Here is a 25,637-nt window from a genome sequence, read left to right as displayed (position 1 = left end):
AATGAAACTATCAGATATCATAGCATCGATAGGTGTTATCATTTTATTGATAGCCTTTGTACTTAATTTAATCAACAAGCTATCATCAGAAAGCAAAGCTTACAAGCTGATGAATTTTATAGGTGCAGGTACTTGCTGCTATGCTTCTTATATGGTGAGTTTCTATCCCTTTGTAGTATTAGAGGGTGTTTGGGGTACTGTAGCACTGGTGTCATTATTAAAGGTTCCACGTGGAACATCAGCATAAAAAAGGTAATTTTGAATATAAAAAGACCTGTCAGTAACTATAAACAGGTAGTTTATTTCAAAAAAAGAACAAGTAAATTTCAAAAAAGTAAAGGTTTAAAATAAACACGACCTTTTAAACTAAATAATTACCCCTGCCTCCATACCCTCATAAACGCAGGCAGAGGTTAATTAAAACACCGGCTAATCAGCCAAAATAATAACTACACATACTCCATGTTCCACGTGGAACATGGAGTATAAAGACGCTCATAACGGCAAATATCTGCCGTTATATATAGAGAGATTTTGATTGTTCCACGTGGAACATGGAGGTATAAAATGTTTAGGAAATACAACGTAATTGTGGTTGGTGCCGGGCATGCAGGCTGTGAAGCTGCTGCTGCTGCTGCCAACCTGGGATCATCTGTTTTGCTCATCACCATGAATATGGGCACCATTGCACAGATGAGTTGTAACCCCGCCATGGGCGGTGTTGCCAAGGGACAGATAGTGCGCGAGATTGATGCCATGGGTGGATATTCGGGAATTATCACGGATAAATCATCTATTCAATTCAGAATGCTAAACCAATCAAAAGGCCCCGCTATGTGGAGCCCAAGAGCACAAAGTGACCGTATGCGCTTTGCGGAAGAATGGCGTTTAGCATTGGAAAGAACACCCAATGTCGACTTCTGGCAAGACACTGTAGCATCCCTATTAGTGAAGGGAAATACCGTTGCAGGGGTACGCACATCACTGGGTGTAGAGATAGAAGCAGACTCAGTAGTACTTACCAATGGTACCTTTTTAAATGGCATCATCCACATAGGTGAAAAGAAATTTGGCGGTGGCCGGGCAGGTGAAAAATCTGCAACAGGATTAACCGAACAACTATCACAATTAGGTTTTGAGGCCGGCAGAATGAAGACCGGTACCCCACCCCGCATTGATGGACGTAGCCTGAATTACTCGTTGATGGAAGAGCAATGGGGCGATGAAGACCGCGGTAGATTTTCTTATACCGATGTAGAGATGATTAAAGAACAACGTTGTTGCTGGATCACCTACACCAATACCAACGTACACGAAACCTTGAAAGAAGGCTTTGAAAAATCTCCAATGTTTACTGGAAGAATCAAAGGATTAGGTCCGCGTTACTGCCCTTCAATAGAAGACAAGATCAATCGTTTTGCTGAGCGCGACCGTCACCAGATTTTTGTAGAACCCGAAGGTTTAAATACAGTAGAGATCTATGTAAACGGTTTCTCTACCTCCCTGCCAGAGGATGTACAATACAAAGCATTAATCCAGATCCCCGGATTTGAGAAGGCGAAAATGTTCCGCCCGGGTTATGCCATCGAGTATGATTACTTCCCACCTACCCAGCTGGGATTAACTTTAGAAACCAAGCTAATCAGCAACCTTTACTTCGCCGGGCAAATCAACGGAACTACCGGATATGAAGAAGCAGCATCACAAGGTTTCATCGCGGGTATTAACGCGCACCAAAAAATCAATGATAAACATGAGCTCATTCTGAAAAGATCTGAATCATACATTGGAGTTTTGATTGATGACCTGGTAACAAAAGGTACCGAAGAACCGTACCGCATGTTTACCTCAAGGGCAGAACACCGACTGCTTTTACGCCAGGACAATGCAGATATCCGCCTCTCTCCTATGGCCCACGAACTGGGTTTAATAAGCGATGAGCGTTTAGAAAAGGTAAATCAAAAGGTAAAAAACTCCGATGATATTGTAGCCTACACCCGCAGTAAATCTATCGATCCATCAGCAGTAAATGGCTTGCTAGCAGACTTAGGTACTTCGGCCATTAACCAGGGCGCTAAGCTTTTCAATTTGTTGAGCCGCCCACAGATTGGATTTAACGATCTTAAAACAGCCGACAGCGGTTTGCAAGAAATGTTATCTGCCTACGATAAAGAAACAATTGAGCAGGCTGAAATAAAAATTAAATATGAGAGTTACTTTATAAAAGAATTGGAAATTGTAGACCGGATGAAAAAAATGGAAGACCGGGAAATCAATCCAAATTTTGATTATCATACTTTGGTGTCACTATCAAAAGAAGCACGTGAAAAATTGATGCGCATAAAACCGCGCACTTTGGGCCAGGCTTCACGAATTTCGGGCGTGTCGCCATCAGATGTTTCCGTTTTGATGGTTCATGTATCAAGATAATACGTAAAGTACTGATAATTAAATAATTATAAAAAGTCTTTTTAAATCAATTATTTCAGATTTTTAATAGCGGAGTTCATAAAAACATAAAAATCGCTTATATCGCCTAAAAACTATGTTAAATCAAAAACCGGCCAATTTTTACAATTTTCTCCTCTATATTTTTGTTGTTTTATTGATTTCTGGCTGCGCTGCGCAACAACAGCCTCAGGGAGGGCCGCGCGATGTAACGCCACCCGTTTTAGTAAAAGCGCTGCCGGCCAACAAAACCCGAAATTTTGTTGCCAAAGAAATTGACCTGGAATTTGACGAGTTTATAAAACTCACCAACCAGTACCAGGAAATTACCATGAGCCCGACAATGGAAAAAGCACCGGAGTACACTTCCAATAAAAAGAAGCTGCGCATAGTTTTTAAAGACACGCTCCATAAAAATACAACCTACGTTATCAACTTCGGAAAATCCATCCAGGATGTGAATGAAAGTAACGTGATGAAAAATTTCACCTACGTATTTTCTACAGGTCCGCACATCGACTCATTGAGCATCTCGGGATCGGTAACCAACACCCTCACCCAGGAAAAAGAAAAAGATATCACTGTGATGCTTTTCCCCTTAAAACAGGATTCCCTACTTTTTGGAAAAAAGAAGCCTTCTATTTTTACGACAACAGATTCATCGGGAAATTTCAGTTTGAATAATCTGCATGAGGACAAGTACAGAATTTACGCGCTGAAAGAGGCCAGTCCGGATAAGATATTTAATAACGATAATGAATTGATTGGCTTTCTCAAAAAACCGATCGATTTAAAATCCGATACGAAGAACGTCAAGCTAAATCTGTTTAAACAATTCCCGGAGAAATTCAGGTTTGCCGAAAAACGTTTTGATGTTGACGGAAAGATGTTATTTGTTTTTAATAAAGCTTTAATAAAACCATCATTAAAAATTATATACCCTGCAGATATCAACAATCAGAAATACGTAGAATTTAGTAAAACGAAAGATACAGCCTCGGTATATGTAAAATACATGAACTTTGATTCTATAAGGGTAGCCATTTATGACAACAACAAACCAGTTGATACCACTTACCTGTTAAAGAGTAAAAAGGAAGTATTTTTAAGGGTATTCAATTTTAAATACAATATATCAAACGATAAGCTAAAGCCAGGAGAAGATTTAAAAATTACCAGTAACCTGCCCATCGAAACAATAAACAGCGCGCAGATCTCCCTTAAAGAAGACTCCATCACCCTGGCGACATCTGATTATACCTTACAAAAAGATACAGGTAATACTAAGTTCCTTACGCTAAAATACAGGTGGCGGCAAAACGCCAAATATGAACTGATATTTAATGAAGGCGCCTTTACAGATATCTATGGCGATAAGAACAAATATGCTGCAAAGAAATTCCAATCAGATAAAACAGAAAACTACAGTACCCTTACAGTTAAGGTTACCGTGCCCGATACATCAAAAGCTTACGTAGTTGAACTGCTGAACGATCAAAAAACAATATTGCAAAGTAACGCCATTACCAAAAGCACATCTTTAGTTTACAAAAACTATTTAACCGGGAAATATATGGTGAGGGTTATTTATGATGAGAACCGCAACGGCAAATGGGACAGCGGAAACGTTCACTTAAAAAAGCAACCGGAAAACATCTGGATAAACGAAAAAGAGATCACGCTTAGACCCAATTGGGAAGCAGAAGAGCCTATTACGGTGCCCAAGGAGCCCATTACTCCTTAAACCAACCCGAATACATGATGTAATTTTTTGGAAGCTGCTTAAGCATTGCCATTTGCTCATCTGTTAAAGGCTTTATTTTTTTAGCAGGTACACCGGCGTATAAAAAGCCGCTTTCGCAAACGGTATTTTCCAATACCACGGTACCGGCTGCAATGATAACAAACTCATTCACCACGGCATGATCCATCACAATGGCACCCATGCCTATCAGCGTATGATCATGCAGGGTACAGCCGTGTACAAGCGCGTTATGCCCTATAGATACGTTGCTCCCTATGTTTGTAGGTGCTTTTAAATACGTGGCATGTATCACCGCTCCATCCTGTATATTGGTGTTATCCCCTATTTTAATGTAATGCACATCGCCGCGGATAACCGCATTAAACCAAACGGAACAATTGCTGCCCATCACCACATCGCCCACAATGGTGGCATTCTCGGCTATAAAACAATCTTCTCCTCAAACCGGGCTTTTACCTTTAACTGGCAATATAAGTGGCATATCTTTTAAATTAGCGAATTATTGAGTTAGTGAATTTGTTATTTTTTTATTTATGTTTGAAGACAAAATAAGCGGAAATAGCTCAGCTGGTAGAGCATCAGTTTCCCAAACTGAAGGCCGCGGGTTCGAATCCCGTTTTCCGCTCATATTCCTCGTCTTTTTCCTCACCGTCTGCTACAACGGCACAACAGGATGACGTTTCAACATAGAATCAAACAACAACCATGCCTTTGCGAGGCACGAAGCAATCGCGAACCGCACAAGTACGTCCTGTATAGCATCCGATTGCTTCGTTCCTCGCAATGACATATTTTTTAACTTTCTTTTAAAACACCGTATCCTTAACCTCCTCAGCATGTACAGGATAATCAGTAGTATAATGCAGCCCCCTGCTCTCTTTACGTAACATGGCCGATTTTACCACGATAAATGATACCTGGATCAGGTTACGCAGCTCGCAAAGTTTTACGGATAGTTTAGTTTTTTTATAAAATGATTCTGTTTCTTCATACAGCAACCCTAATCTACGCATAGCCCGCTCCAGCCTGAAATCAGACCGTACAATGCCTACATAGTCATTCATTAGCTTCTGCATTTCGCGCACGTTGTGCGTAACCAAAATATCTTCATTTGATAATTGTACACCATGCTCGTCCCAATCAGGGATATTAGCGGGTATCACAAAATCGTTAAATTTATCTACAGCATCTTCATAAATACGGTGTGCAAAAACTAATGCTTCCAATAAAGAATTGGATGCCAGCCTATTAGCGCCATGTAAACCTGTTGATGAGCATTCGCCGCAGGCATATAACCTTAATATAGACGACTGACCCACATGATCAACCATAACACCACCACACATGTAATGACAGGCCGGCGCAACCGGGATCATATCCTTGGTCATATCAATACCTATCTCCAGGCATTTGGCATATATATTAGGGAAATGATTTAAAATATCTTTTTTACTGCGGTGACGGATATCCAGGTAAACAAAATCCTCGCCCGATTTTTTTATCTCGGCATCAATTGCTCTCGCAGTAATATCCCTTGGCGCCAATGATTTACGCGGATCATACTCCTGCATAAACTCTTCACCATTGGTACGCTTTAATATCCCGCCAAAGCCACGTACAGCCTCAGATATCAGGAACGAAGGATACTCACCCGGATTATACAAAGCTGTAGGATGAAACTGGATAAACTCCATATTCCTAACCTTACCTTTTGCCCTATATACCATGGCAATACCATCACCGGTAGCAATGGTTGGATTGGTGGTAATTGAATAAATATGGCCGGCACCACCGGATGCCATCACCGTAACCTTCGATAATATTTTTTCAACAACATTACTCTCCGTATTAAAGGCGTAAATACCGTAACAGGTTATATCGGTACTTGATTTTCCTACCAGCTGGCCTAAATGGTGCTGGGTTATTAAATCTACCGCGAAATAATGTGTTAATATCTCAATATTGGGATTCTTGTGGATCTCTTCTAATAATGACCTTTCAATCTCCAGCCCGGTCACATCCTTATAATGTAAAACTCTAAATTCGGAATGGCCCCCTTCTTTTGCCAGGTCATAAAAACCTTCGTTCGTTTTATCAAAATTAGTCCCGTAATCAATAATTTCATTAATTCTCTCCGGTCCTTCTTTAACAACGGCTTCCACAACATCACGGTCGCAAAGGCCATCACCACTAATTAAGGTGTCCTCAATGTGTTTTTCAAAAGAATCCTCCTTTTTATCCACAACAACCGCCACACCACCCTGGGCATACTTAGTGTTGGATTCGTCTTCATTTGATTTTGTAACTATCAGAACCTTACCATGTTTCGCAGCCTTAAGGGCAAAACTTAGTCCGGCAATGCCTGATCCTACGATCAGGAAATCAACAGTTCGGGTCATATTTTATATATAAGTTGTGCAAATGTACACGATATGTTAATAACAGGGATAAAGATGTTAATTTGATGTAAAGAAATAGCTAATAAATAACCAAAGTGTGGATAACCCTAGATTTTTTAAATGAAATGAATAATTTTTGAGCGACTTTTGCATACTTTAAACACTAAAGCTAACATTTTAAACATTAACAAAATATTAACATATAACTTTCAAAAGAAAAATTTGAAACTATTAGAAATCACAAAATCAAAGTGATACAAGCTAACAAAGTGTTGATAAGTGTTAATAAAAAATGAAAAATAACTTTTAATCTAAAATCTATACCGACTTTTGCACATAACTAACACCTTAACAAGTAATAGTTTTATTTATATAAATAATTAGTTGTTATTAATTGATTTGTTGAAATGGATATCTTCGAAGAAATAAATGTGACGGGATTTGTGGACGAATACATCGACCCAAGCCTTGATCTTTTTGCTGAAATTGAAAAACTTAAAAAGGAAAAAAACGCCGTTATTTTGGCGCATTATTACCAGGAACCTGATATTCAGGATATTGCAGATTATATTGGAGATAGCCTCGGCTTATCTCAGGAAGCTGCAAAAACGGATGCTGATATTATCGTTTTCGCCGGGGTACATTTCATGGCCGAAACTGCCAAGATACTTTCGCCCACAAAAAAGGTTTTATTGCCCGATTTAAAGGCAGGATGCTCATTGGCAGATAGTTGTCCGCCACATTTATTTAAAAAGTTTAAGGAAAAGTATCCTGATCACCTGGTGATCACTTATGTAAACTGTACTGCCGAACTAAAAGCTATGACCGATATTGTTTGTACATCAAGCAATGCCGTACAAATAGTGGAAAGTTTGCCAAAGGACCAGAAGATAATTTTTGGACCGGATAAAAATCTTGGTGCCTGGGTGGCCAAAAAAACCGGTCGCGACCTGGTGTTATGGAACGGAGCCTGTATGGTGCACGAGATTTTTAGTCGCGAAAAAATAACCAAACTGAAGGAAAGACATCCGGGTGCTAAGCTGCTGGCCCACCCCGAGTGTGAAGAGGCTATTTTGCAGATGGCCGATTATATCGGTTCAACTACCGGGATCCTGAAATATGCAGGCAGTCGCCCGGATAAGGAATTTATTGTAGCTACCGAGGCAGGTATTATACACCAAATGCAAAAGGAAAACCCGGATAAAACATTTATACCGGCGCCACCAAATAACAGCTGTGCCTGCAACGATTGCCCGCACATGAAACGTAACACACTGGAAAAATTATACCTGTGCCTTAAAAATGAGATGCCCGAGGTTACTGTACCGGCTGATATTATTGAAAGAGCGGTGAAACCTATTGAAAGGATGCTGGAGATTTCGGCAAGATTGGGGTTGTAGAAGTAATTAAATAAATAAATAAAGCGTCCCGTCATTGCGGGGGGAGAATCCGGGAGACACTGAAGGAGAAATGACGTTAAAAAGGGGGCTTTAGAAAATATGTCATTGCGAGGTACGAAGCAATCTCTACACAGGCAGATCAAACTTGACTGATTTCTCTGTACAGCTTGGAGATTGCTTCGTACCTCGCAATGACGAGTAAGAAAAGGTCCTAAAAAGCTAAAAAATTTTTCCGCCTTTGGCGGATACAGTGTTTTTTGCGGCAGCGCGAAAATTTAGGGGTTAATAAAATAGCATTGTTAATAAGTATCCTAAATTCTCAAAAAATTTCCCGCCTGCGGCGGTAGGCAGCAAGCGGTTTTTTGCGACGGCGCGAAAAATTTTGAGGAGAAACAGGAGCAATTTACTCGTGTTAAAATTATAAAAAGATTAATAAATGAAATCACCTAAACAGGTGTAATCATAAAGGATATGTTTGAAAATCAGGAAAGAACGAATTTAGAAGACTTAGGCGAATTTGGTTTGATAAACCATTTAACTAAAAATATAAAGCTGGAGCAGGCAAGCACGGTTAAGGGTGTTGGTGATGATGCAGCAGTACTTGATTTTACTGGCAAAAAGGTGTTAATAAGTACCGATATGCTGCTTGAAGGAATCCATTTTGATTTAGCTTATACCCCGCTAAAGCATTTAGGCTATAAAGCCATCCAGGTAAACCTGAGTGATATTTATGCCATGAATGGTACTGCATCGCAGGTTACGGTTTCGATAGGTTTATCAAGCAAGTTTCCTTTGGAAGCTATTGAAGAATTGTATGAAGGCATTTACATAGCCTGCGAAAAATATAATGTGGATTTGATTGGTGGCGATACAACGTCATCAAAACAAGGTTTGGTGATCAGCGTAACCTCTATAGGGTATGCGGACGAAGCGGATATTGTTTACCGTAACGGTGCCGGTGAAGGCGATTTGATCTGTGTGTCAGGAGATCTTGGTGGTGCTTATACTGGTTTGCAATTGCTTGAAAGGGAGAAGCTTATATATCTTGAAAATCCTAATATTCAGCCCGACCTGGAGGGAAAAGATTACATTGTTGAGCGCCAGCTTAAACCTGAGGCCCGCCGGGATATTGTTGAATTATTGAAAAGTATTGATGTTAAACCTACAGCCATGATAGATGTATCTGACGGGTTGGCATCAGAAATTATGCACATCTGCAAGCAGAGCGCCAAAGGCTGCAGCATATATGAAGAAAAGATCCCTTTAGACCCAATGACCTTTGAAACGGCCCGCGAATTTAATCTTGATCCAACCGTGTGCGCGCTAAGTGGTGGAGAGGACTACGAGCTTCTTTTTACCGTTAAACAGGCCGACTACGACAAGATCAAGTTTAAAATGGATATTACCATCATCGGCCATATCACAGAGCCTTCAGCGGGCTGTAATCTGATCACCAAAGCTGGAAATTCGCACCCGTTGAAAGCCCAGGGATGGAATGCATTTAAAAAATCGGAGTAAATGCTGAACAAACTTTTTGGCTGGTTTTATTTGAATAAACATCCCGAGGGGATGGTGCCCAACAAAGTAATTGCAGGCACTTTTCTGCTCTATTTGGCGTTGCTTTTGCAAATGGTCAGCAATTTGCTGGAGGGCATTAACCTGGCGGCTTTTATATTTCTGTTCGGCTTTCTCTTTTACTTCATTTTTATGACCGGCGAGGGCCGGAAATGGGCAAGGATAGTGATGCTTATTTTGATATTAATAAACTCCTACGCTCTGGTTGCAAGTATCACCCATCCTGTAATAGTGTTGAAGCCTCATGAGTCTGTAGTGGCTTATAAATCTCCCGTGGTTTTAACTACGTTGTTTGTTGTAGAGGTGGTTGTTGAATTGATAGCAATGGGGTTGCTTTTTTCGGGGGAAACGAAGGTTTGGTTTAATAGAGTGAGGATAAAGGCGATCTAACTCCGAAGTAGTGCCAAATTTAATGATTTTCTAATTTAACCCCGAAGTCATGCCGAATTTATTTCGGCATCCCACAGGACAAGTCTGCGATACCTTTGTGTTACAGCATTCGGTCTACCGTCCTGTGAGATACTGAAACAAGTTAAAAAAGATCATTTATCACTTTACTAAAATCTATGATTTAATCCCCTAAGTCGTGCCGAATTTATTTCGGCATCCCACAGGACAAGTCTACACCATAAAAGTTCATCGATATGATTAAAATTCCAAATCGTCTTTTAAATCCTTCATCTCTGGATTCACAGATTTAATCTGGTTTATTTTCCAATCCTGATGCCACCTTTTCAATTGCTTTTCACGATCGATAGCATCCGTTATTCTCTCAAAGTATTCATAGTAAACCAAATCATGAAGCTTGTATTTCTTAACAAATTCAGAGCCTTCTCCATTTATATGTTGCCAAACCCTCGTTCGTAGATCGCTGGTGACACCAATGTAAAAAGTAGTGCGATAAATGTTTGTCATTATATAAACATGACCTTGTTTATAGAGCATTTTGAGAATCGGTTTAGGTAAGTAAAATTAAAAAAAAGGGACTTAGTGTAAATGTTTTCTCAAAAGGGAAAAATCGCTTTTTTTAATTTATAAATGCTTTTTCATTAGCTTGAGGGTATTATAAAGTTAAAAAGTGAGGCCTTTAGGATAATCACGTCTGTTAGGTCTGCTACTTGCATTTTGTATACTTATCCCCTGCCTATCTGTCCTGTGGGGTGCCGAAATAAATTCGGCATGACTTCGGGGCTAAATGGGCTCACGTTTATTGCTTTTTATTCCTGCATTAGGGTACTGTCGAGAACTTACTCCTCCCCCAAAAACTTTTGGTCAATCTGCTTATCCGCCTTTGCACCTAACTTCTTGATTTTCTCGGCAGTGGTAGTCAAATTTCCACGGCCGTCTGAAAGTTTATTTATGGCACTGTTATAAGCATTTTGGGTATAAGTAATATTCTTCCCGATACTATCCATATCAGTAAGGAAACCTACAAATTTATCATACATATCGCCGCTTAGGCGGGCAATTTCCAGTACATTACGGTTCTGGCGTTCCTGTTTCCACATGCTGGCAATGGTACGCAGGGTTGCCAGTAATGTGGACGGACTCACGATCACCACTTTTTTATCCCAGGCATAATTAAACAGCTCGCCATCCAGCTGTACTGCAATGCTGAAAGAGGATTCTATAGGCACAAAAAGCAACACAAAATCGGGTGAATTGATCTTATACAAATCATGATATTTTTTTGCCGACAGCCCATTGATGTGACCGCGGATAGATTCGATATGTGCTTTAGCAAATAGTTTCCGGTCTTCTTCCGTATCCGCATTTACCAGTCGCTCGTAGGCAATAAGGGATACTTTGGAGTCGATAACTAAATGCTTTTCATCCGGCAGATCAATAATTACATCGGGTTGGTAACGTGTGCCATCATTGGTCTGCATAGCTGCCTGGATGCGGTATTCCTGGTCTTTAACCAGGCCCGAGCGTTCTAATACCCTTTCTAGTATTACCTCGCCCCAGTTGCCTTGTTTTTTGTTATCACCTTTAAGGGCTTTCGTTAAGTTCTGCGCCTCATCGCTTATTTGTTTATTAAGGTCCATCAACTGGGTAATTACCCCTTTAAGCGTGTTGCGTTCGGCCGCTTCCATGTTGTAAACCTTCTCTACCTTATCCTCAAAAGCTTTCAGGTTTTCTTTAAGCGGATTAAGGATCAGATCCAGGTTGGTACGGTTCACATCAATAAATTCCTTTGATTTTTCTTTCAGCAGCTTCTCTGCCACGTTCTCAAACTCCCGCTGAAACTGCACGCGGATTTGCTCTATCTCCAGCTTTTGCTCCTGCATTTTTTCCTGCTGCGATTTATAGTAGGACCGTGCACTCTCCAGCGATTGATTGGCCTGTGCCAGCAGGGCGCGTTCCTGAAAAAGCTCATCCAGGATACGGTCCTTATCTTCTTTTAAAAAACGGGTGATACTTTCCTTGTCGCTTAATAAGCCGCTCGCTTTTTCCTCAGCCCTGGCCAGTGAAATTTTAAGTTGGTCACTTTCCGCACGTAGCCTGTTCAGTTCCTCTGCCGAAATTAATTCAGCTGCCTTAGGCTTTTTGATGAACAATAAAACGGCTATCAGCAGGATAACAACCGCTACAATAATTAGTATATCAGCACTCATTTTGATAAAAATATTAGCAAATTTAAGATAATATTTTTAGTAAAGGAAATGAGCATATACAAAAATGGTATTGCCAAATAAGAGACAATACCCAAAAATACGGGGCCGAAATAAATGAGATAAGCTATATTTTACTTACAAAAATTAGTAATATTATCAGGAGCCAGTTTATTACCCATGGCAACGGCTTTATTAAAATCAGCGCAGGCACCGGCTTTATCAAGTGCGGTTATAGTTAGGCATGGCTATATTGGGGATCAGGGGAAAAGGAATAATTACTGAACTTTCGCTATCCTCAGGCCCACATCGCTTACCTCATGCAAAGGGTTATCCCGCATGTTTTGCTCTATCTCGAAATGGTAATTGCCCTTTGTCGGGAATTTAATGTTGGTTTGAAAAGGCAGCTGGTAGCTATACAAATTACCCGAGCCTTTACCCAGCCATTCGCCATCGCGGGAGGCAAGTTTTACTTCGTAACGGGTTACTTTTACCTGTTTGCCGGGCGATGTTTGATAAATGAGTACAAACATATTGGAGTATTTGTAAGCATCGGTAACCCTTAAATTAAAGTAAAGGTTATAGGCAGCATTTACATCTGTGATGTTACAATCGAACTTTACCCGGTTAACGTACGACCAATTATGATCTGTAATGGCCGAGTTGGCATCAATAACCGCTTTAGGGTCGGTACAGCTACCCAGCAGCATGATTAACATACATGCTGCCGGATAAAGTATCTTTATAAACCGTTTCATTTTATTGTGGTGTATCCTGCTGTGGTGGATTATTATTGTTACGGTTTTGGCTGTTGGGGTTTGGGCGGTTTGGCCTGTTACGCCTGTTATTATTGCCCCCTTCACGTGGCGGTCTGTCACCTTCCTGTGGAGGTTTGTTGCCCGCCTGCGGTGGTTTAGGCCCCTGTTGTTGTGGCTTATTACCCTGGTTTTGCGGCGGACGGTTGCCTTGTTGCTTTGGCGGGCGGCTACCTTGTGGCGGGCGATTAGCGTCCGGGGCGCCGGCTGTTTTTTCGGTTGCAGGCGCTGCTCCTTGCGGGCGTTGCTGGTTGTTCGGTTTTACATCGCCGCCGGGAGTAGCCGGTTTTTGAGTTTTATTGCGATTATTGTTGTTGTTTTTCTTTTGATTTTTGCTGCGCGCACGGTCATCAAGGCGGGTAAGGCTATCCTGGCCAACTACGTTTTCATAGTCAAGCGCTTTAACGGTTAGTGTTTCGTCTTCCTCCATTTCGCCCAAATCGGCAGGGATAATACCTTCACGATTCAGTTGTTGAATTTCTTTAACCTTGGCAATTGGCATAGGCACCCATGATTCCTCGCGGGGATAGCTAAACCACATGATCTTTTTAAAGATGTCTGTTTTTTGCAGGCGCGCGTCACCCTTTTCGGTTTTAAGCACATTCACATTATCAGGGATATGCTTAAGGGCATCCATGTAAGTATCCAGCTCGTAATTTAAGCAGCATTTTAACTTACCGCATTGGCCGGCCAGTTTTAAGGTGTTTAAAGAAAGGTTTTGGTAGCGGGCTGCAGAGGTAGAAACCGTTTTAAAATCGGTTAACCAGGTTGAACAGCAAAGCTCACGTCCGCATGAGCCAATGCCGCCTAAACGGCTTGCTTCCTGCCTCATCCCTATCTGGCGCATCTCGATCCGGATACGGAAAGTTTCGGCCATTTTTTTAATCAGCTCCCTGAAATCGACACGGCCTTCGGCTGTATAATAAAAGGTAGCCTTGGTTTTATCGCCCTGGTAATCCACATCACTAAGCTTCATGCTCAGGTTAAGATCCAACGCCAGCTTACGCGATTTGTGCATGGTTTCCCACTCCATATCCTTGGCGGCTTTCCACTTTTCTACATCGGCTACTGTAGCTTTCCGGTAGATCTTTTTAACCACGTCGGCTTCTTTTACATGGCGCTTGGTCATTTGCATGCGCACCAGTTCGCCGGTGATAGAAACGTGACCAATATCATAGCCGCCTGTAGTTGCTTCAACAGCTACCAGTTCGCCGGCTTCGAGGTAAATATTATCGTTATTCAGGAAAAACTCCTTGCGCGAACCTTTAAATTTTACTTCGATAACCGGATACGGTTTATAATTAGTTGGCATATCCATATGGGATAGCCAATCGTAAACATCTAATTTGCTGCAACCATTAGTAAGGCATGAGCCATTACTTTTACAGCCCGCAGGTGAGCATCCGCCCCCTGTTGAGCAACTTCCACATCCCATAATTAATTTGGTATATATTGACTCCCCGTAGGGATGGTTTTTAAATTTAGTATTTTTATAATCTGTAAAGATACATCTAAAAATAAAATTTTAGGGTTTGCGTTTCTCTCTACGTGGTAATGTGCCTTTTCAAGCTCGGTGCTTATGGTTTGTGCTTTTTCTATACTCAGCACGTTGGTCATTTTCTGGGCTGTTTCCAGCTCTTTTGCCGGCAGATGTACCAGGTTGCCGGCGCCCGCAATCAGCAGGCAGCATTCGCGGATAAAGCTGATGCCATATCGTAAAAAGTTTTTTTGGTTCTCCCTTCCCATCTTGGCAAACTGGTCAACAAAAGTTAAAACCTCCAGCCCTTTGTTACTGAAACACAAGCGCAGCCATTGTACAAATAAGGTATGGTAGCTCTTCGTATCCTGCTGCAGCATGGTTAAAGCCTCGGTTAAATTGCCATTGGTGAGGTAAGCAATTTCGGCCGCGGCATCCTCGGTTTGGTTGTGCTCTGCAATTAAGTATTCCTTCACTTCGGACGAAAGCAGGCAAGGAATTTTTATCAGCTGTGTGCGCGAAAGGATGGTGTTCAGGATCTGATCCTGGTTTTGGGCCACCAATATAAAAAGGGTATTTGGCTGAGGCTCCTCAATGATCTTTAGTAATGCGTTCCCCTCTTTTTCCAAATATTCGGGCAGCCAAAGGATCAATATTTTATAGGCAGATTCAAATGGTTTGAAGCTGAGTTTCTTGATAATCTGGTGGCACTCGGCTATGTTGATATTGGCTTGCTTATTTTCTGCATCCAGGTATCCGCGCCAGGTATCCAGGTTCATGTAAGGGTTTGCAGTAAAAGCCTCGCGCCATTGCTCAATAAAAGTAAGCGCGGTATCATCCTTATGTTTGGCGAAGAAAGGGTATGAAAAATGCAGATCGGGATGCATTAATTTATTGTACTTGCGGCATGATGAACATACGCCACAGGAGTCATCCGGTTGCTTATCTTCGCAGGATAGGTATTGGGCATAGGCAACAGCAAGTGCAAGGCTTCCCGATCCCTCGGGGCCCAAAAACAACTGCGCATGGCTTACCCGGTTCTCTGTCACCGAGTTAAGCAACCGTTGTTTTGTTGCCGCTTGTCCTACTATTTGCTTAAACTGCATTTGGTGCAAAATAAGAAGAAGATTTGGGATGTGAGATATGACGGGGATAGATTTTATATAGGAAGCAGATATATAGGCAGATGAGTGTATATGCTGATTTAATAAGTATTAAGGATTAATAATATGAGAAATAATTTCCCAGGCCTTTCTCACCACCTTTCACATCTCCTATCTTTGCCAAATGAGAATAATGGCTTTTGATTACGGCACTAAGCGTATTGGCATTGCGGTTACCGATCCTTTGCAGATCATCGCCACCGGGTTGGATACGGTACATCCAATGTATATAGTTGATTACCTGAAAACGTATTTTAAAACAGAGCAGGTTGAGCGTTTCATTGTAGGCGAACCAAAACAGATGGATAACACGCCGTCACAATCGGCTATTCATGTAAAAGGCTTTGTGGGACTGCTAAAAAAAACTTTTCCGGAGATTCCTGTCGAAATGCTGGATGAGCGTTTTACTTCAAAAATGGCTTCGGCGGTTATTGCGCAAAGCGGGATGAATAAAAAGGGCCGGCAGAATAAGGAGCTGGTTGATACCATATCGGCGGTGATATTACTGCAATCATATATGGGCAAATCGTACTAACAGGCCATCTTCCTGGTATTAACCAATCTGAGTCATGATGCTATCTGTAGCCCCGGTATGTTCTTTTACATACGTCGCGGCCTTTTTACTGGTAATACTATAAAAAGCTTCATCGGTAGCAAGGGTATCAACAATACCTTTCAGCTGTGCGGCATCGTTGACGCTAAACCCGGCCTTTAAGGCTATTAATTCCCTTGCCTCGTTAAATTTTTGGTAATTAGGGCCAAATATTACCGGCAGGCCAAATGCAGCCGCCTCTAAGGTGTTATGAATGCCGGCACCAAAACCACCGCCAATATAGGCAAGATCACCGTACGCATATAAAGAAGACAGCATACCAATATTATCAATGACCAGAGTGGTATATGATGAGTGCTGAGCGGAGTGTTCCTCTTTTTGAATTAACCCGGAGTATTTTATTGCCGAGCCTTTGGGTAATAAACAGATAAGGTTATTTATTCGTTCTTCCCCAATTTCATGTGGAGCAAAAATGAATTTCCAATCCGGGTATAATGCGGGTAGCGCGGCCAGTAATTCTTCATCCTGTGGCCAGGTACTGCCGGCAACAAAAACTTTTTTACCATTGACAAATTGAGCAATGCCTGCTATCTCTTTTTGCTGCTGCGCGTTAGCCCAAACCCTATCAAAACGGGTATCGCCGCTTACGGTTACATTGGTAAAGCCAATGTTTTGTAACAGCAGCTTTGATGCTTCATCCTGTAAAAAAAAGTGAGTTACAAAGCTCAATGTTTTACGGGAAAAGCTACCGAACCACTTAAAAAATATTTGCTTTGGCCTAAAAATTCCCGATATGATATACAATGGCACCTGGTGTTTGTGCAGCTCGTTAAAGTAGTGGTACCAATATTCATATTTGGTAAAAACAGCCATTTCGGGCTGTATGGTATCGATAAATTGAGCGGCATTTGCAGCCGTATCTAAAGGCAGATAATACACAAAATCGGCAAGGGGGGTATTTTTCCTGATCTCATATCCCGACGGTGAAAAAAAACTGACCACGATTTTTTTATCGGGATGGAGGGTTCTCAACGCTTCTAAAATGGGCCTCCCCTGTTCAAATTCGCCGAGTGACGCAAAATGAAACCAAATACAACTATTTATACGTAAAAGATTTTGGTCTTTTCTCCCATTTATCCACTGGCTGGCTTTTTTATTAAAAAACGCCACTATATATATGGCAACAAAATATAACCTTAACCCAATATTATATAATAACACCATTTTAATTATGTTCGTTATCTTAGCCGGGGTTAAAAGTAGTAACAATTATTAATTACTGTAGTAGTAAAAACGTGGGGCTTAAATCCCGCTTTAAATTAATGCGGGATTTAGAACTTAAACACTTAAAACAATATAAACAATGAAAATAGCTGTAATTGGTACCGGCTATGTTGGTTTGGTAACCGGAACGTGCTTAGCTGAAACCGGGAACGAGGTAGCCTGCGTAGATATAGTTGAAGAAAAAGTTAATAAGATGCGTGCTGGTCAAATGCCTATTTATGAACCGGGCCTTGACCTGTTATTTCATCGCAATATAAAACAGGAGAGATTAACATTTACCACCAACCTTGCCGAAGCGATAGGTCCTGCAAAGGTTATATTTTTGGCATTGCCAACGCCTCCGGGTGCCGATGGCTCTGCCGACCTGAGTTACGTGCTTGGCGCCGCGAAAGATATAGCAAAGTTAATTACCGAGTATAAGGTTATCGTTACCAAATCAACCGTACCGGTTGGTACCGCGGATAAGGTTACAGCGATAATGAAAGCCAATACCGATATTCCCTTTGCGGTAGTATCAAACCCCGAATTTTTACGGGAAGGTGTGGCCGTTGAGGATTTTATGAAACCAGACAGGGTTGTTATTGGTACTATGGATGAAAAAGCGCGGGTGATTATGGGCGATCTTTATGCGCCTTATGTACGCCAGGGTAACCCAATCCTTTATATGGATGAGCGCTCATCCGAGCTTACAAAATATGCGGCCAATTCATTTCTTGCCACCAAAATCACTTTTATGAACGAGATTGCCAATATGTGCGAGCTGGTTGGCGCAGATGTGGATATGGTGCGTAAAGGCGTGGGAGCCGATGCCCGTATAGGCAAGCGTTTCCTGTTTCCGGGTGTTGGTTACGGCGGGAGTTGTTTCCCTAAAGATGTGCAGGCGCTTGCAAAATCGGCCGGGGAAAATAATTACGAATTTAAGATCCTGAACTCGGTGATGGAAGTTAACGAAACGCAAAAGAAGCGGTTGGTAGTTAAACTGCGGGACTATTATGGAGAGGACGGCTTAAAAGACAAGAGATTTGCGCTTTGGGGCCTTGCATTTAAACCAGAAACCGACGATATTCGTGAAGCACCTGCCTTATACATCATTGATGAACTTTTGGCTGCCGGCGCATCCGTAATTGCTTACGACCCGGAAGGAATGCCAAACGTTAAGAAATTACTTGGCGATAAAATTGAATATGCTGCAGACAGGTACAGCGCGCTTGACAGTGCGGATGCTTTGCTGATTGTAACAGAGTGGCCGGTTTTCCGCACCCCTGATTTTGATTTCATGAAAGAAAAGTTAAATGCTCCTGTTATATTTGATGGTCGTAATCTTTACGATCTTGACAGGATGAAAGACCATGGGTTTTATTATAATAGTATCGGACGTAAAGTAATAAGTTAATGACAAACCGTAAAAGAATATTAATTACCGGAGCCGCCGGATTTTTAGGCTCGCACCTTTGCGACAGGTTTATTAAAGAAGGTTACCATGTAATTGGAATGGATAACCTGATAACAGGTGATTTGCGCAACATTCAACACCTTTTTAAGCTGGAGAATTTTGAGTTTTATAACCATGATGTTTCCACCTTTGTATTTGTTCCCGGCGAACTTCACTACATACTTCACTTTGCATCGCCGGCAAGCCCGATTGATTATTTAAAGATTCCTATCCAAACCCTAAAAGTAGGCTCATTAGGTACGCATAATTTGCTAGGTTTGGCCCGCTCAAAAGGAGCAAGGATGCTTATCGCTTCCACATCAGAAGTATACGGAGATCCAAACGTTAACCCACAACCAGAGGAATACTGGGGCAATGTAAATCCGGTTGGCCCACGCGGGGTATATGACGAAGCCAAGCGTTTCCAGGAAGCAATAACCATGGCTTATCATACCTTTCACGGTTTAGAGACACGTATCATACGGATATTTAACACCTACGGGCCGCGTATGCGATTGAATGACGGCCGCGTATTGCCAGCCTTTATTGGCCAGGCTTTAAGGGGCGAATCATTAACCATGTTTGGCGATGGCTCACAAACCCGTTCATTTTGTTATGTTGATGACCTTGTAGAAGGTATTTACAGGCTTTTACATAGTGATTATGCCCAGCCGATGAACATCGGTAATCCTGATGAAATAACCATCAGGCAGTTTGGTGAGGAAATCATCAAGCTAACAGGCACCGATCAAAAACTTATTAGCCTGCCATTACCAACAGATGATCCAAAACAGCGCCGTCCGGATATTACCAAGGCAAAGGCTATATTGGGCTGGGAACCAAAGGTTTCCAGGAGCGAGGGCTTAAAGATCACATTGGATTACTTTAAATCATTACCTGCAACAGAAATAAACCACAAGGATTTTACGTACTATAATAAATAGCAACCTTATTCCTGTTAAAGGAATAGCTTTAATACATGCACCATAAATGAAGATATTAGTAACAGGCGGCCTGGGTTTTATAGGCTCCCACACCGTTGTTGAATTAGTAAATGCAGGTTATGAACCTGTTATTGTTGACGATCTTTCCAACTCTGACCCTAAGATTTTAGATCAGCTGGCCAAAATCATTGGCTACAAACCGGTTTTTCACAAACTCGATCTTTGTGATGAGGCCAGTGTAAAGGCTTTGACTATTGCCGAGCCTGATGTTGCAGGTATCATTCATTTCGCTGCTTTTAAAGCGGTAGGCGAATCGGTGCAAAAACCGCTCAAATACTATCGTAATAATTTTTATTCACTCATCAATTTATTGGAAGCATATTATGGCAAGCCATTAAATTTTGTGTTTTCATCAAGCTGTACCGTTTACGGGCAGCCAGAGCATTTGCCGGTAAATGAAGAAGCCCCTGTGCAACCGGCCCAATCGCCTTATGGCAACACAAAGCAAATTGCCGAGGAAATACTGAAAGACATGATTGCGTCTGGTACAAGCAGCTATAAAGTTGTATCACTAAGGTATTTTAACCCCGTGGGCGCTCATGAAACTGCGCTTATAGGCGAGTTGCCAATTGGCGTACCTCAAAACCTGGTACCATTTATCACGCAAACGGCCATTGGCAAACGCCAAAAACTAACTGTTTTTGGTAATGATTACGATACCCCCGATGGCAGCTGTGTACGCGACTATATCCACGTGGTTGACTTAGCTAAAGCTCACGTGGCGGCGCTAAGGTTGTTGGAGAAAAAAGAAGATCAAAGCTACGATGTATTTAATATAGGTACAGGCCAGGGCAATACCGTGTTGGGTGTTATAAAGGCTTTTGAGCGCGCTACCGGTGTAAAAGTAAATTACGAAGTTGGCCCCCGCCGTGCCGGCGATGTGGAGAAGGTTTGGGGTGATGTAACCAAATCTGCCAATAAATTAGGCTGGAAGACAGAGTTGGGGATTGAAACCATGATGTCATCTGCCTGGGAATGGGAAAAATACATATCTCAAAATCCGTTATAAATTAAAATTCAACTAATGCAAAAGATCATTATTACGGGTGGAGCCGGTTTTATAGGCTCGCATGTGGTGCGCCGGTTTGTTAAAACCTACCCAAACTATACCATTATTAATTTAGATAAATTAACATACGCGGGTAACCTCGAAAACTTAAGAGATATTGAGAATGAACCTAACTACAGATTTGTAAAGGGGGATATTGTTGATCTTGAATTTATAAATAATCTTTTCGAAACAGAAAAGCCAGATGCCGTGATTCACCTTGCGGCAGAATCGCATGTGGATAGATCGATTACCAATCCGCTGGAGTTTGTGATGACCAATGTAGTAGGAACCGTTAACCTGCTGAATGTTGCCCGCGAAAGCTGGAAAGGACGCTACGATCAAACCCGTTTTTACCATGTATCAACAGATGAGGTTTATGGCACATTGGGCGAAGATGGAATGTTTACAGAGGAAACAGCATATGATCCGCATTCGCCATACTCAGCATCAAAGGCCAGTTCTGATCATTTTGTGAGGGCTTACCAGGATACTTACGGGCTCAATACGGTGATATCAAATTGCTCAAATAACTACGGGTCTTTTCATTTTCCGGAGAAGCTGATTCCGCTGGCCATCAACAATATCAAACAAAGCAAGCCAGTTCCTGTTTATGGAAAGGGCGAGAACATTCGCGATTGGCTTTGGGTAGAGGACCATGCAAGGGCGATAGATGTAATTTTTCATCAGGCAAAAGCCGGAGAAACATATAACATAGGCGGCCACAATGAATGGAAAAATATCGACCTGATCAACTTACTGTGTACTATCCTGGATAATAAACTGGGCAGGGAAGCGGGTGATTCTGCAAAACTAATTACCTATGTAACAGACAGGGCCGGACATGATATGCGTTATGCCATTGATTCATCAAAATTGAAGAATGACCTGGGCTGGGTTCCAACAATAACTTTTGAAGAGGGATTGGAAAAAACCGTAGATTGGTACCTCGCCAATGAGGAGTGGCTGCAAAATGTTACATCAGGTAACTACCAGCAATATTATAAAGGGCAGTATACTAACCGGTAACTATGTTTGGGTTATTTAAAAAGAAAAAAGAGAGAAAAGAAGTAGATTTCAATTATGATTCTATCATGGTTGATATGCATTCACATGTTTTGCCCGGAATAGACGATGGCGCAAAAACACCACAGGATTCCGTTATACTTATCCGTAAGATGATGGATCTGGGTATAAAAAAGATTATTGCCACCCCCCACGTGATGATCGATTTTTACAGGAACACGCCGGAAACAATTGCAAGTTCCCTTGAAAGCTTGAAAGCGGAGTTGAAAAAGGAAAACATAGATATACCTATTGAAACAGCTGCAGAGCATTATTTTGATGAAACATTTGAACAGCGTGTCGCTGATGGTAAATTAATGACCATGGGCGATAATTATGTGCTGTTTGAGTTTTCTTTTATCAACCAGCCACCTAATGTTATACCTGTTCTGCAAAAAATGAATGATATGGGTTATAAACCCATCTTAGCCCATCCGGAAAGGTATCCATATATGGATCTTGAGCAATACAAAAACATACAGGGCTGGGGATGCAGCATGCAATTGAATACCATATCATTAACAGGCTACTATGGAAAAGAGGTAAAAAAACTGGCCGAAATGCTTATCGATAATAATATGATCGATTTCATATCAAGTGATATGCACCATGAAAAACACGCCTCCGCATTAAAAGATGCCCTGCGCTGCTCATACGCAGAAAAGCTTCTGTTTGATACTCCGTTGAAGAATAAACTTCTTTTTTAGGAGCAAGGACTTTTGGAGTAAGGAACAAGGATTTTTGAAAGACAGGATGTTCGGACAAACGATTTAAATGAAAAGGCACCCAACTGAGGTGCCTTTTTTATTTTTAATGCTTCATCCAAAAGATCCTTACTCCTTGTTCCTTTATTCCAAAGTCCGATAGTCTTTTGTCTGAACGTCCAAAAATCCTTGTTCCTTGCTCCAAATGTCCTTCATCCAAAAATCTTCCAAACACTTGCAATTGCAAAAGATAATATATACTATTGTGTTATATTGACACAATGTTGTTATTTGCTGTTAATAAACAAGTTATAGCCAATTATTACACACCAATTTTTTAACCTTTAATCATGAAGATAAGCTACAGATTTAATGTTGCTATTGTAATTATGTGGGCTACCGGAAGTTTAATCTCCACGGTGCAGGCTCAAAGTGAAAAACAGCCGCTGCAATTGCGCGCAAATAATGTTAAGCAGATAGTGGCTGCGATGACATTGGAAGAAAAATCAAAACTTGTTGTAGGCATGGGCTTTAAAATGCCGGGTATGCCACCGCCGGTTAAAGGGAAAAAGCCGGAAGCCATAGATATTGGAGGCTTCAAATTGCCTCCATCTGATCCTGATGCCTATAATATTCCTGAAAAAGTTCCGGGTGCTGCCGGTCGTACCCATGCCATCCCTCGTTTGGGCATCCCATCAATGACGGTATCTGATGGCCCTGCAGGCTTACGTATAGAGCCCATCCGCGATGGCGACAAATCAAAAACATACTATGCAACCGCCTTTCCTGTTGCAACTCTGCTAGCCAGCAGCTGGGACACCGAACTGGTAAATAAAGTGGGTGTAGCTTTCGGTAACGAGGTGCGCGAATACGGAGTGGATATTTTATTGGCTCCGGGTTTAAACATTCACCGTAACCCATTGGGTGGCCGTAATTTTGAATATTATTCAGAAGATCCACTGGTTGCCGGTAACATGACCGCGGCCATTGTGCGCGGAATACAATCAAACGGCGTAGGTACATCTATAAAACACTATGCCGCCAATAACCAGGAAACTAATCGCAACTCCATCAACACTATTGTAAGTGAAAGAGCCATGCGCGAGTTGTATTTGAAAGGCTTCGAGATCGCTGTAAAAAAATCACAACCGTGGACGGTAATGTCGTCATACAATAAACTTAACGGCACTTTTACTTCACAAAGGCATGATCTGCTTACAACCGTGTTAAAAAAGGAATGGGGCTTTAAAGGTTTTGTAATGACGGATTGGTTTGGTGGCGTTGATGCCGTAGCACAAATGAAGGCGGGAAATGACCTGATTATGCCGGGAAGTCCCAGCCAATCTGACGACATTGTGGCCGCGGTTAAGAAAGGTACTTTAAATATCGCGCAACTGAATGCCAACGTGGAGCGGATGCTGAATGTGATTGTTAAATCGCCGTCGTTTACAAAATATAAATACTCTGACGCGCCGGATTTGGCCGGACATGCCAAGGTAGCCCGCGAGGCTGCTGCCCAGGGTATGGTATTATTGAAAAATGACGACCATGCTTTACCTATCCTTTCCGCAAAAAGGGTAGCGGTATTTGGTAATACCTCCTATGATATTATTGCCGGCGGTACAGGTAGCGGCGATGTAAACAAGGCGTATACTATTTCTTTAATGCAGGGTTTAAGCAATGCCGGTTTTAAACTACAGGAAACCTTGTCAAAAAACTACGGCACTTACCTGGCTGATATGAAATTAAAACAGCCTAAGCCTAAAAACTTCTTTGATCACCCCGCTCCTATCCCCGAAATGGATGTGAAAGGAATAGTAGGAGATGAAGCAAATGGTGCTGATATAGCTTTGATAACCCTTGGCCGGAATGCCGGTGAAGGTGCCGACAGAAAACTGGAAGGCGATTACTATTTAAATGATGCTGAAAAGGGATTAATTAAAGAAGTTGCAGCAGCATTTCATGCAAAGGGTAAAAAAGTAGTTGTAGTATTAAATATTGGTGGTGTTATTGAAGTTGCCAGCTGGCGCGATGAGGTAGATGGCATATTGCTGGCATGGCAACCCGGGCTTGAAGCTGGTAATGCTATCGCTGATGTTTTGAGCGGTACGGTTAATCCATCTGGTAAATTGGCTACAACTTTCCCAATGGAGTACAAGGATGTTCCATCGGCCAATAATTTCCCAGGAACGCCTATGCCTAAGCCGGAGTCTGTTACTTATGAGGAAGGAATTTATGTAGGTTATCGTTATTACGATGCTGCTAAAATTAAACCGGCTTATGAATTTGGATATGGCTTATCATACACTAAATTTAAATTCAGCGACCTGAAATTAAGTTCAACCGATTTTGTGACGAGCGTTACCGCTACCATCACCGTTAAAAACACAGGTGATATTGCAGGTAAAGAAGTGGTACAGCTTTACATCGGCGCACCTAAAAAGGATCTGGATAAACCAGAGCAGGAGTTAAAGGCATTTGCCAAAACCCGTTTACTGGCTGCCGGCGAATCGCAAACCATGACCTTTATTATCAAGGCTGCTGATCTTGCTTCTTTTTATACCGACAGGGAGGCCTGGATTGCAGACAAGGGTAAATATGAGGTAAAACTTGGTTCATCATCAAGAGAGATTGAAGAAAAAGAATCTTTTAAACTGGCTAAGGATATCACCGTTGAAAAGGTTAACAAGGCGTTGACGCCGCAGGTTGCTATTAAAGAATTGAAGATGAAATAACACAGTGTTATTGCGAAATGATAAACTTCGTAAGTCTGGGATTCTGCAAATGAGGTTTTGAAAGGTTTGTCATCCTGAACGCAGTGAAGGATCTATTTGCAGACTTTACAGGGCGAAGAAGCATAGCGAATAATAGATCCTTCACTGCGTTCAGG

20 protein-coding genes, 1 tRNA gene and 1 pseudogene are annotated in these 25,637 nt (G+C 41.7%); 14 read left to right on the top strand and 8 right to left on the bottom strand.

Annotated elements, in window-relative coordinates; translation table 11 throughout:
* The first annotated feature begins 1 nt into the window (after position 1).
* The 3 genes from Q0R88_RS22775 (at position 2) to Q0R88_RS22765 (ending at position 4,192) form a co-directional block, all read left to right on the top strand.
* Entirely contained in the window at positions 2 to 247 is a 246-nt protein-coding gene (locus Q0R88_RS22775; protein WP_295720720.1) for a hypothetical protein, read from the top strand.
* Positions 248 to 567: 320 nt separating this feature from the next.
* Positions 568 to 2,430, top strand: coding sequence for a tRNA uridine-5-carboxymethylaminomethyl(34) synthesis enzyme MnmG (gene mnmG / locus Q0R88_RS22770; protein WP_295720719.1), 1,863 nt, complete (start codon positions 568 to 570; stop codon positions 2,428 to 2,430).
* 115 nt (positions 2,431 to 2,545) lie between these two features.
* Entirely contained in the window at positions 2,546 to 4,192 is a 1,647-nt protein-coding gene (locus Q0R88_RS22765) for an Ig-like domain-containing protein (protein ID WP_295720718.1), read from the top strand.
* Here Q0R88_RS22765 and Q0R88_RS22760 read toward each other — a convergent pair.
* Positions 4,182 to 4,694 (bottom strand): annotated as a pseudogene (locus tag Q0R88_RS22760) (gamma carbonic anhydrase family protein). The gene Q0R88_RS22765 and the pseudogene Q0R88_RS22760 sit on opposite strands and share 11 nt — an antisense overlap.
* Before the next feature lie 71 nt (positions 4,695 to 4,765).
* On the opposite strand from Q0R88_RS22760, the gene Q0R88_RS22755 reads away from it, so the two are divergent.
* Positions 4,766 to 4,838 (top strand) — tRNA-Gly (locus tag Q0R88_RS22755).
* A 181-nt stretch (positions 4,839 to 5,019) separates the two neighbouring features.
* On the opposite strand, the gene nadB is transcribed toward Q0R88_RS22755, so the two are convergent.
* Complete coding sequence (nadB, locus tag Q0R88_RS22750) at positions 5,020 to 6,612, bottom strand: L-aspartate oxidase (protein ID WP_295720717.1); 1,593 nt, start codon at positions 6,610 to 6,612, stop codon at positions 5,020 to 5,022.
* 407 nt (positions 6,613 to 7,019) lie between these two features.
* Here nadB and nadA point away from each other — a divergent pair, with 407 nt between their 5' ends.
* The 3 genes from nadA to Q0R88_RS22735 all read left to right on the top strand — a co-directional run bounded on the left by nadA (position 7,020) and on the right by Q0R88_RS22735 (position 9,977).
* Entirely contained in the window at positions 7,020 to 8,012 is a 993-nt protein-coding gene (nadA, locus tag Q0R88_RS22745; protein WP_295720716.1) for a quinolinate synthase NadA, read from the top strand.
* Between the two features lie 471 nt (positions 8,013 to 8,483).
* Complete coding sequence (gene thiL / locus Q0R88_RS22740) at positions 8,484 to 9,530, top strand: thiamine-phosphate kinase (protein WP_295720715.1); 1,047 nt, start codon at positions 8,484 to 8,486, stop codon at positions 9,528 to 9,530.
* The gene (locus Q0R88_RS22735; RefSeq protein ID WP_295720714.1) at positions 9,531 to 9,977 is read left to right on the top strand and encodes a hypothetical protein; all 447 of its coding nucleotides are present in this window, start codon (positions 9,531 to 9,533) and stop codon (positions 9,975 to 9,977) included.
* A 258-nt stretch (positions 9,978 to 10,235) separates the two neighbouring features.
* Here the strand turns inward: Q0R88_RS22735 and Q0R88_RS22730 are convergent, their stop codons facing one another.
* The 5 genes from Q0R88_RS22730 to Q0R88_RS22710 form a co-directional block, all read right to left on the bottom strand.
* Positions 10,236 to 10,532 carry a GIY-YIG nuclease family protein gene (locus Q0R88_RS22730; protein WP_295720713.1) on the bottom strand — a complete coding sequence of 99 codons (297 nt, stop codon included), beginning with the start codon at positions 10,530 to 10,532 and terminating at the stop codon, positions 10,236 to 10,238.
* A 302-nt stretch (positions 10,533 to 10,834) separates the two neighbouring features.
* Positions 10,835 to 12,205, bottom strand: coding sequence for a DNA recombination protein RmuC (gene rmuC / locus Q0R88_RS22725; RefSeq protein ID WP_295720712.1), 1,371 nt, complete (start codon positions 12,203 to 12,205; stop codon positions 10,835 to 10,837).
* 275 nt (positions 12,206 to 12,480) lie between these two features.
* Positions 12,481 to 12,960 carry a gliding motility lipoprotein GldH gene (locus Q0R88_RS22720; protein WP_295720711.1) on the bottom strand — a complete coding sequence of 160 codons (480 nt, stop codon included), beginning with the start codon at positions 12,958 to 12,960 and terminating at the stop codon, positions 12,481 to 12,483.
* 1 nt (position 12,961) lies between these two features.
* Complete coding sequence (ricT, locus tag Q0R88_RS22715; RefSeq protein ID WP_295720710.1) at positions 12,962 to 14,452, bottom strand: regulatory iron-sulfur-containing complex subunit RicT; 1,491 nt, start codon at positions 14,450 to 14,452, stop codon at positions 12,962 to 12,964.
* 2 nt (positions 14,453 to 14,454) lie between these two features.
* Complete coding sequence (locus Q0R88_RS22710) at positions 14,455 to 15,600, bottom strand: hypothetical protein (RefSeq protein ID WP_295720709.1); 1,146 nt, start codon at positions 15,598 to 15,600, stop codon at positions 14,455 to 14,457.
* A 181-nt stretch (positions 15,601 to 15,781) separates the two neighbouring features.
* Here Q0R88_RS22710 and ruvX point away from each other — a divergent pair, with 181 nt between their 5' ends.
* Positions 15,782 to 16,192 (top strand): Holliday junction resolvase RuvX, encoded by a 411-nt coding sequence (gene ruvX / locus Q0R88_RS22705; protein WP_295720708.1) that lies wholly within the window; start codon positions 15,782 to 15,784, stop codon positions 16,190 to 16,192.
* 18 nt (positions 16,193 to 16,210) lie between these two features.
* Here the strand turns inward: ruvX and Q0R88_RS22700 are convergent, their stop codons facing one another.
* Positions 16,211 to 17,434 carry a glycosyltransferase N-terminal domain-containing protein gene (locus Q0R88_RS22700; RefSeq protein WP_295720707.1) on the bottom strand — a complete coding sequence of 408 codons (1,224 nt, stop codon included), beginning with the start codon at positions 17,432 to 17,434 and terminating at the stop codon, positions 16,211 to 16,213.
* 139 nt (positions 17,435 to 17,573) lie between these two features.
* On the opposite strand from Q0R88_RS22700, the gene Q0R88_RS22695 reads away from it, so the two are divergent.
* The 6 genes from Q0R88_RS22695 to Q0R88_RS22670 all read left to right on the top strand — a co-directional run bounded on the left by Q0R88_RS22695 (position 17,574) and on the right by Q0R88_RS22670 (position 25,482).
* Positions 17,574 to 18,887, top strand: a complete 1,314-nt coding sequence (locus Q0R88_RS22695; protein WP_295720706.1) for a UDP-glucose/GDP-mannose dehydrogenase family protein — start codon at positions 17,574 to 17,576, stop codon at positions 18,885 to 18,887.
* Entirely contained in the window at positions 18,887 to 19,870 is a 984-nt protein-coding gene (locus tag Q0R88_RS22690) for a UDP-glucuronic acid decarboxylase family protein (RefSeq protein ID WP_295720705.1), read from the top strand. Before Q0R88_RS22695 ends, Q0R88_RS22690 begins: the two co-directional genes overlap by 1 nt.
* 46 nt (positions 19,871 to 19,916) lie before the next feature.
* On the top strand, positions 19,917 to 20,939 hold the full coding sequence (gene galE / locus Q0R88_RS22685) for a UDP-glucose 4-epimerase GalE (protein ID WP_295720704.1): 1,023 nt from the start codon (positions 19,917 to 19,919) through the stop codon (positions 20,937 to 20,939).
* Between the two features lie 15 nt (positions 20,940 to 20,954).
* Positions 20,955 to 22,007 (top strand): dTDP-glucose 4,6-dehydratase, encoded by a 1,053-nt coding sequence (gene rfbB / locus Q0R88_RS22680; protein WP_295720703.1) that lies wholly within the window; start codon positions 20,955 to 20,957, stop codon positions 22,005 to 22,007.
* Between the two features lie 2 nt (positions 22,008 to 22,009).
* Complete coding sequence (locus Q0R88_RS22675) at positions 22,010 to 22,750, top strand: CpsB/CapC family capsule biosynthesis tyrosine phosphatase (protein ID WP_295720702.1); 741 nt, start codon at positions 22,010 to 22,012, stop codon at positions 22,748 to 22,750.
* A gap of 347 nt (positions 22,751 to 23,097) precedes the next feature.
* On the top strand, positions 23,098 to 25,482 hold the full coding sequence (locus Q0R88_RS22670; protein ID WP_295720701.1) for a glycoside hydrolase family 3 C-terminal domain-containing protein: 2,385 nt from the start codon (positions 23,098 to 23,100) through the stop codon (positions 25,480 to 25,482).
* Positions 25,483 to 25,637: the final 155 nt, after the last annotated feature.

It is taken from the genome of Mucilaginibacter sp. (genome assembly GCF_025362475.1).
Taxonomy (GTDB): Bacteria; Bacteroidota; Bacteroidia; order Sphingobacteriales; family Sphingobacteriaceae; genus Mucilaginibacter.
Note: the sequence above shows the minus strand (reverse complement) of the source record. Positions and strands in the feature narration are given on the sequence as shown.

Bases quoted from the DNA above. Each gene is read 5' to 3' on its own strand.
- thiL (WP_295720715.1), top strand. From the start codon at position 8,484: ATGTTTGAAAATCAGGAAAGAACGAATTTAGAAGACTTAGGCGAATTT.
- Q0R88_RS22710 (WP_295720709.1), bottom strand. From the start codon at position 15,600: ATGCAGTTTAAGCAAATAGTAGGACAAGCGGCAACAAAACAACGGTTG.
- Q0R88_RS22670 (WP_295720701.1), top strand. From the start codon at position 23,098: ATGAAGATAAGCTACAGATTTAATGTTGCTATTGTAATTATGTGGGCT.
- rmuC (WP_295720712.1), bottom strand. From the start codon at position 12,205: ATGAGTGCTGATATACTAATTATTGTAGCGGTTGTTATCCTGCTGATA.
- galE (WP_295720704.1), top strand. From the start codon at position 19,917: ATGAAGATATTAGTAACAGGCGGCCTGGGTTTTATAGGCTCCCACACC.
- Q0R88_RS22720 (WP_295720711.1), bottom strand. From the start codon at position 12,960: ATGAAACGGTTTATAAAGATACTTTATCCGGCAGCATGTATGTTAATC.
- Q0R88_RS22675 (WP_295720702.1), top strand. From the start codon at position 22,010: ATGTTTGGGTTATTTAAAAAGAAAAAAGAGAGAAAAGAAGTAGATTTC.
- nadB (WP_295720717.1), bottom strand. From the start codon at position 6,612: ATGACCCGAACTGTTGATTTCCTGATCGTAGGATCAGGCATTGCCGGA.
- rfbB (WP_295720703.1), top strand. From the start codon at position 20,955: ATGCAAAAGATCATTATTACGGGTGGAGCCGGTTTTATAGGCTCGCAT.
- ricT (WP_295720710.1), bottom strand. From the start codon at position 14,452: ATGGGATGTGGAAGTTGCTCAACAGGGGGCGGATGCTCACCTGCGGGC.
- Q0R88_RS22775 (WP_295720720.1), top strand. From the start codon at position 2: ATGAAACTATCAGATATCATAGCATCGATAGGTGTTATCATTTTATTG.
- Q0R88_RS22695 (WP_295720706.1), top strand. From the start codon at position 17,574: ATGAAAATAGCTGTAATTGGTACCGGCTATGTTGGTTTGGTAACCGGA.
- Q0R88_RS22700 (WP_295720707.1), bottom strand. From the start codon at position 17,434: ATGGTGTTATTATATAATATTGGGTTAAGGTTATATTTTGTTGCCATA.
- Q0R88_RS22690 (WP_295720705.1), top strand. From the start codon at position 18,887: ATGACAAACCGTAAAAGAATATTAATTACCGGAGCCGCCGGATTTTTA.
- mnmG (WP_295720719.1), top strand. From the start codon at position 568: ATGTTTAGGAAATACAACGTAATTGTGGTTGGTGCCGGGCATGCAGGC.
- nadA (WP_295720716.1), top strand. From the start codon at position 7,020: ATGGATATCTTCGAAGAAATAAATGTGACGGGATTTGTGGACGAATAC.
- Q0R88_RS22735 (WP_295720714.1), top strand. From the start codon at position 9,531: ATGCTGAACAAACTTTTTGGCTGGTTTTATTTGAATAAACATCCCGAG.
- Q0R88_RS22730 (WP_295720713.1), bottom strand. From the start codon at position 10,532: ATGCTCTATAAACAAGGTCATGTTTATATAATGACAAACATTTATCGC.
- ruvX (WP_295720708.1), top strand. From the start codon at position 15,782: ATGAGAATAATGGCTTTTGATTACGGCACTAAGCGTATTGGCATTGCG.
- Q0R88_RS22765 (WP_295720718.1), top strand. From the start codon at position 2,546: ATGTTAAATCAAAAACCGGCCAATTTTTACAATTTTCTCCTCTATATT.